The organism is Micromonospora deserti, from assembly GCF_003236335.1.
Taxonomy (GTDB): domain Bacteria; phylum Actinomycetota; class Actinomycetes; order Mycobacteriales; family Micromonosporaceae; genus Micromonospora; species Micromonospora deserti.
The window spans coordinates 1-5679 of sequence record NZ_POUB01000339.1 but is presented as its reverse complement, the minus strand read 5'-3'; the positions used below and the strand labels follow the sequence as shown (position 1 = coordinate 5679).

Here is a 5679-nt window from a genome sequence, read left to right as displayed (position 1 = left end):
GGGTGGGAAAGACGACCACGGCGGCCGCGCTCGCGCTGCGCGCCGCCGAGCGGCACGGCCGACGGACAGTGGTGCTCACCATCGACCCGGCCCGCCGGCTGGCCCAGTCGCTGGGCCTGACCGAGCTGGACAACACCCCGCGCCAGGTGAAGGGGATCGACGTCGAGGCCAGCGGCGGTGAGCTGCACGCCATGATGCTCGACATGAAGCGCACCTTCGACGACGTGGTGCTCCAGCACACCGATCCGGCGAAGGCGGCGGAGATCTTCGCCAATCCCTTCTACCAGGCGATGAGCTCGACGTTCGCGGGCACGCAGGAGTACATGGCCATGGAGAAGCTGGGCCAGCTGCACGCCCGGGGCGAGTGGGACCTGATCGTGGTGGACACCCCGCCGTCCCGCTCCGCACTGGACTTCCTCGACGCCCCGGCCCGGCTCTCCCGCTTCCTCGACGGGCGGATGCTGCGGCTGCTGCTGGCCCCCGCGCGGAGCGGGGGGCGGAGCATGTTCAGCCTCGTCACCGCCTCGTTCGGCATGTTCTCCAAGGTGGTGCAGAAGATCATCGGGGCGCAGCTGCTGACCGACCTCTCCGGCTTCGTCGCCGCGCTCGACTCGATGTTCGGCGGCTTCCGGCAGCGCGCGGAGCAGACGTACCGCATCCTGCAGGCGCGGGAGACGGCGTTCCTGCTGGTCGCGGCACCGGAGCCGGACGCGGTGCGGGAGGCCGCCTACTTCGCCGGCCGGCTGCGGGAGGAGAAGATGCCGCTGGCCGGTATGGTGCTCAACCGGGTGCACCGGCCCGCGGTGCCGGGGCTGGGCGCGCGGGAGAGCCTCGCCGCCGCTGAGCGGCTGGCGGAGCTGGGTGGGCACGAGGGCACCGTCGACGTGCTGCGGGCCCACGCCGCACTGGTCCAGCTGGCGGTACGCGAGCAGCAGGTCGCGGCGCGGTTCACCGAGGCGTTCCCGGCGGTGCCGGCGGTGTCGGTGACGGCGCAGCCCGCCGACGTGCACGACGTCGACGGGCTGCGGACGATCGGCGCGGCGATCAGCCGGCCGTGACCCGCGTCAGCCGGCGGTGACCAGGATCTTGTCCTTGCCGGCCTTGTCCTTGGCGTTCTTCTTCATCGCCGCCTCGAACATCTTGCGCCAGCTCGTCACCTGAGGGTGACGGCGCAGCAGCGCCCGGCGTTCGCGTTCGGTCATGCCACCCCACACTCCGAACTCGATCCGGTTGTCCAGCGCGTCGGCCAGGCACTCGTACCGGACTGGGCAGCTCCGGCAGATCCGCTTCGCCACGTTCTGTTCGGCGCCCTGTACGAACAACGCGTCCGGGTCCCCGTTCTGACACGCCGCCAGCGACGGCCAGTCAGTGATCATGCCCATCTGTACACGTCCCCCCTTGCAGTACCTACCGACCTCGTCGCGGACCAGCCGGCAATTCCCCCCGATCGCCCGGCCGGCCTTCCCCAAGGCGGCACGGACGACATGTGGCTCTGTCGCCGCTCCCATCATGCTCTGTAGTCACCCGATTACGCAACGTTGTCGGCCAAATCCATCATTTCGGACACTCCCGGCTTCCCGGGCTCGCGACCGCCGGATACCCCGCCGGAGTCCCCGAAAACGCTGCGAGCCACTCCTACGAGGAGGAGACTCGGCGCCGGGTTGACGCAACCACGCACCGGGGGTCGTGCGTTTAGCACAACGAGGGTGGCGCGCGCAGGAAATGGGGAAAGAAGGCCCCAGCGCCCCTCGTTCCCTGTACGCGTACCCTGTCGAGGTGACCTGGATGCGGAAACGTGACCACAATGTGCTGACCAACGCCGCATCGCTGCTTATCTGTGGCCTGTTGGCCGGCGTGGTGGTCGCGGCGGCGGCCTTCCCCGCGGTGGCGATGTCCGGGCTGGCCGCCAAGGCCGGCGCCGAGACCTTCGGCGCGTTGCCGAAGGAGCTGACGGTGGCCCGCGCGCCACAGATCAGTTACCTGCTCGCCGCCGACGGCAAGACACCGCTCGCCACGATGTACGACGAGAACCGCCGCGACGTGAAGCTGTCCGACGTCTCGCCGATCATGCAGAAAGCGATCATCGCGGCCGAGGACCACGACTTCTACAAGCACAACGGGGTCGACCTCAACGGGGTCGCGCGCGCCTTCGTCAACAACAGCTCCGGCACCGCCGACCGGCAGGGCGCCTCGACGCTCACCATGCAGTACGTCCGGCTGGCCATCGCGTACTCGGCGACCCACCCGGCCGACGTGGTGGCGGCGACCGAGGACACCAGCGCCCGCAAGATGCGCGAGATGCGCTACGCCATCCAGATCGACAAGGAGCTCTCCAAGGACGAGATCCTGGAGCGCTACCTCAACATCGCCGCGTTCGGCAACGGCGCGTACGGCATCTACGCCGCCAGCCAGGTCTACTTCAACAAGCACCCGAAGAACCTGAAAATCGAGGAAGCGGCGATGCTGGCCGGCCTGGTCAAGGCACCCAGCTCGTTCGACCCGACCACCAAGAGCGGCTACCCGCTGGCAGTGGCCCGGCGCGACTACGTCATCAACAACATGGTCGAGATCGGCGCCATCAGCAAGGAGGAGGGCGAGGCTGCCAAGGCGGTCAAGCTGGAGGTCAAGGGCAAGCGGGCGCCCAACGGCTGCGTCTCCACCAACGAGAAGGGGTGGGGCTTCTTCTGCGACTACTTCTACCGCTGGTGGATGCAGCAGCCCGAATTCGGCTCGACCTCGTACGACCGGGAGCGGCGGCTGAAGAGCGGCGGCTACACCATCGTCACCACCCTCGACCCCCAGGCGCAGCGCGGCGCGGACAAGGCCGTCCGCAAGGCCAAGAAGGAGACCGCCAAGGAGGCCGCCATGGTGGCGGTCGTCGAGCCGGGCACCGGCCGGGTCCGGGCGCTGGCGGTGAACCGCAACTTCAAGCTGGACGACCCGAATAAGCCGACCAACAAGCCGCACAGCGACCCGAAGCAGCGGAAGAAGGGCAAGCTCGGCAACTACCCGAACACGGTGAACCCGCTGCTCACCGGCGGCGACGGCATCACCGGGTACCAGGCCGGCTCGACCTTCAAAATCTTCACCATCGTGGCCGCGCTGGAAAAGGGCATCCCGCTCAGCTACACCATCAACGCTCCGCAGACGTTCAAGTCGGAGTACATCATCAACAGCAGGAGCCCCGCCGCGTGCCCCGGCACGCACTTCTACTGCCCAACCAACTCCGGCAAGAAGGCCGGCGGCGTGCAGAACATGTGGAGCGCCTTCAGCGCCTCGATCAACACCTACTTTGTGCCGCTGCAGCAGCAGGTCGGCGCGGAGAACGTCGTCGACGCGGCCAAGCGGCTCGGCATCCAGTTCCGGCAGAGCGAGGACGCGAAGTTAGGGTCCACCAAGGAGGCTGCCCACCAGTGGGGCGCCTTCACCCTCGGTGTCTCGCAGACCACCCCGCTGGAGCTGGCCAACGCGTACGCCACCCTCGCCGCCGACGGCAAGTACTGCGAGCCGATCCCGGTGCAGGAGATCAAGGACCCGGAGGGCAAGAAGCTCGACATCGCCAACCCGCGCTGCGAGAAGCGGATCAGCACCGAGGTGGCCCGCGCCGCCGTGGACGCCGCCCGCTGCCCGGTCGGCGACAACTCCTCGACCAGCAAGTGCGGCGGCAGCCGTACCGCCCGGACGGTGAAGGGCATCGTCGACGCGCCGGTGGCCGGCAAGTCCGGCACCACCGACTCCGAGAAGACCGCCTCCCTGGTCGCGATGACCAAGCAGTACGCGGTGGCCGGCATCATGGCCGACCCGGACTGGCCGCAGACCAACGTCAAGATGAAGCACAACCAGACCGACGGCATCAACCCGCCGGTGTACGAGACGTTGAAGGCGGCGATGAAGGGCAAGCCGCGGATCAACTTCGAACCGCCGGGCAAGAAGATCTCCGAGGGTGACCAGCGCTCCATCCCCGACGTGAAGTGCCTGGCGCTGGACCGGGCGAAGTCCCGGATCGAAGGCGCCGGCTTCGACGCGATCGTCTCCGACGTCCGGGTGACCTCCAACTGCCCGCCGGGCACCGCCGCCGGCACCAGCCCGAGCGGCCGGACCATCAAGGGCGGCGTGGTCACCATCCAGGTCAGCAGCGGCGGGGGCAGCACGCCCGGCTCGGACACCACGCCGGGCGGCCCAGGAGGCGCACCGACCAATCCCGGCCGTCCCCCGGGTCGCCCCAACGGCTGACCGGCAGCCAGCACCGCGACGGGCGGTCACCCCAGGTGGGGTGACCGCCCGTTCGTCGTACCGCTGCGCTGCGGTGCCCGGTGCTCAGAGACCGAGCTGCCGGCGTACCTCCGCGGCCACCCGACCCCCCTCGGCCCGGCCGGCCACCGCGGCCTGCGCCGCCTTCATGGCCGGGCCCATCTGGGCCTTGCCGGTGAAGCCGCCCGCGGCGAGCGCCCCCGCGACCAGCTCCGTCATCTCGGCGTCGGAGAGCTGCTTCGGCAGGTAGCGCTCCAGCACCTCGCCCTCGGCGGTCTCCCTCGCGGCCTGCTCGGTACGCCCCGCGTCGGCGAACGCGGTCGCCGCCTCACGCCGCTTCTTCGCCTCCTTCGTCAGCACCCCGAGCACCTCGTCGTCGGTGAGCTCGCGCTTGGCCTTACCGGCGACCTCGGCGTTGCCGACGGCCGCGAGCGCCATCCGCAGCGTGGAGGTGGTCAGCTCGTCGCGTGCCTTGAGGGCGTTGCGCATGTCGGCGGTCAGCCGGTCCTTCAGCGTGCTCATGGACGGTCAAACTACCCTGAACGTCATGCGAAAGCGCACACTATTCCGGCTTGCGGCCGGAACCGCCGCGGTCGGCGCGGCCACCCTGGCATACGCGTCGCTCGTCGAGCGCAACATGTTCACCCTGCGGCGGTACGACGTCCCGGTGCTGCCGGCCGACGCCGAACCGCTGCGCGTGCTGCACCTGTCCGACCTGCACATGATGCCCGACCAGCGGCGCAAGCAGGGCTGGGTGGCGTCGCTGGCCGCACTCGACCCCGACCTTGTCGTGGTGACCGGCGACAACATGGCGCACCCCGGCGCCGTGCCCGGCGTGCTGCGCGCCCTGCAACCGTTGCTCGACTACCCGGGCGCCTTCGTCTTCGGTTCCAACGACTACACCGGGCCGGTCTGGAAGAACCCGTTCACCTACTTCCTCCCCGACCGGGAGTACACCGAGGGCGTCGACCTGCCGTTCGAGGAGCTGCGCGAGGTCCTCACCGGCGCCGGGTGGGTGGACCTCAACAACGCCCGCACCACCCTCAAGGCCGGCGGCCGGGCGGTCGAGCTGGTCGGCGTGGACGACCCGCACGTCGAGCGGGACGACTACGCCGCGGTGGCCGGCCCGGTGTCGCCCTCGGCGGACCTGTCGATCGCGCTCAGCCACTCCCCCGAGCCGGCCGTGCTCGACCAGATGGCCGCCGACGGCTTCGGGCTGCTGCTCGCCGGGCACACCCACGGCGGCCAGGTCTGCGTACCCGGCGTCGGGGCGCTGGTGACCAACTGCGGGCTGCCCCGCTCGATGGCGAAGGGGCTGCACCGCTGGCCGGGCTCCAACTCCTGGCTGCACGTCTCCGCCGGCCTGGGCACGCACCCCACCGCCCCGGTCCGCTTCGCCTGCCCGCCGGAGGCCAGCCTCCTCACCCT

The 5679-nt window shown here is 70.0% G+C and carries 5 protein-coding genes; 3 read left to right on the top strand and 2 right to left on the bottom strand.

The annotated features are described in order from the left end of the window. A partial coding sequence (gene bagB, locus C1I99_RS28640) for an ArsA family ATPase (protein WP_111137320.1) occupies positions 1-1058 on the top strand: 1058 nt, incomplete at its 5' end. 6 nt (positions 1059-1064) lie between these two features. Here bagB and C1I99_RS28635 read toward each other — a convergent pair. Then, positions 1065-1382: a WhiB family transcriptional regulator gene (locus C1I99_RS28635; protein ID WP_111137319.1), complete on the bottom strand. Its 318-nt coding sequence runs from the start codon at positions 1380-1382 to the stop codon at positions 1065-1067. A gap of 403 nt (positions 1383-1785) precedes the next feature. Between C1I99_RS28635 and C1I99_RS28630 the strand changes: the two genes are divergently transcribed. Then, positions 1786-4233: a penicillin-binding protein gene (locus C1I99_RS28630; RefSeq protein WP_111137318.1), complete on the top strand. Its 2448-nt coding sequence runs from the start codon at positions 1786-1788 to the stop codon at positions 4231-4233. Between the two features lie 84 nt (positions 4234-4317). On the opposite strand, the gene C1I99_RS28625 is transcribed toward C1I99_RS28630, so the two are convergent. Further along, complete coding sequence (locus C1I99_RS28625; protein WP_111137317.1) at positions 4318-4773, bottom strand: GatB/YqeY domain-containing protein; 456 nt, start codon at positions 4771-4773, stop codon at positions 4318-4320. 25 nt (positions 4774-4798) lie between these two features. Between C1I99_RS28625 and C1I99_RS28620 the strand changes: the two genes are divergently transcribed. Beyond that, a partial coding sequence (locus C1I99_RS28620; RefSeq protein ID WP_111137316.1) for a metallophosphoesterase occupies positions 4799-5679 on the top strand: 881 nt, incomplete at its 3' end.

Coding starts and splice junctions, on each gene's coding strand:
- C1I99_RS28625 (WP_111137317.1), bottom strand. CDS start 4,773: ATGAGCACGCTGAAGGACCGGCTGACCGCCGACATGCGCAACGCCCTC.
- C1I99_RS28635 (WP_111137319.1), bottom strand. CDS start 1,382: ATGGGCATGATCACTGACTGGCCGTCGCTGGCGGCGTGTCAGAACGGG.
- C1I99_RS28630 (WP_111137318.1), top strand. CDS start 1,786: ATGCGGAAACGTGACCACAATGTGCTGACCAACGCCGCATCGCTGCTT.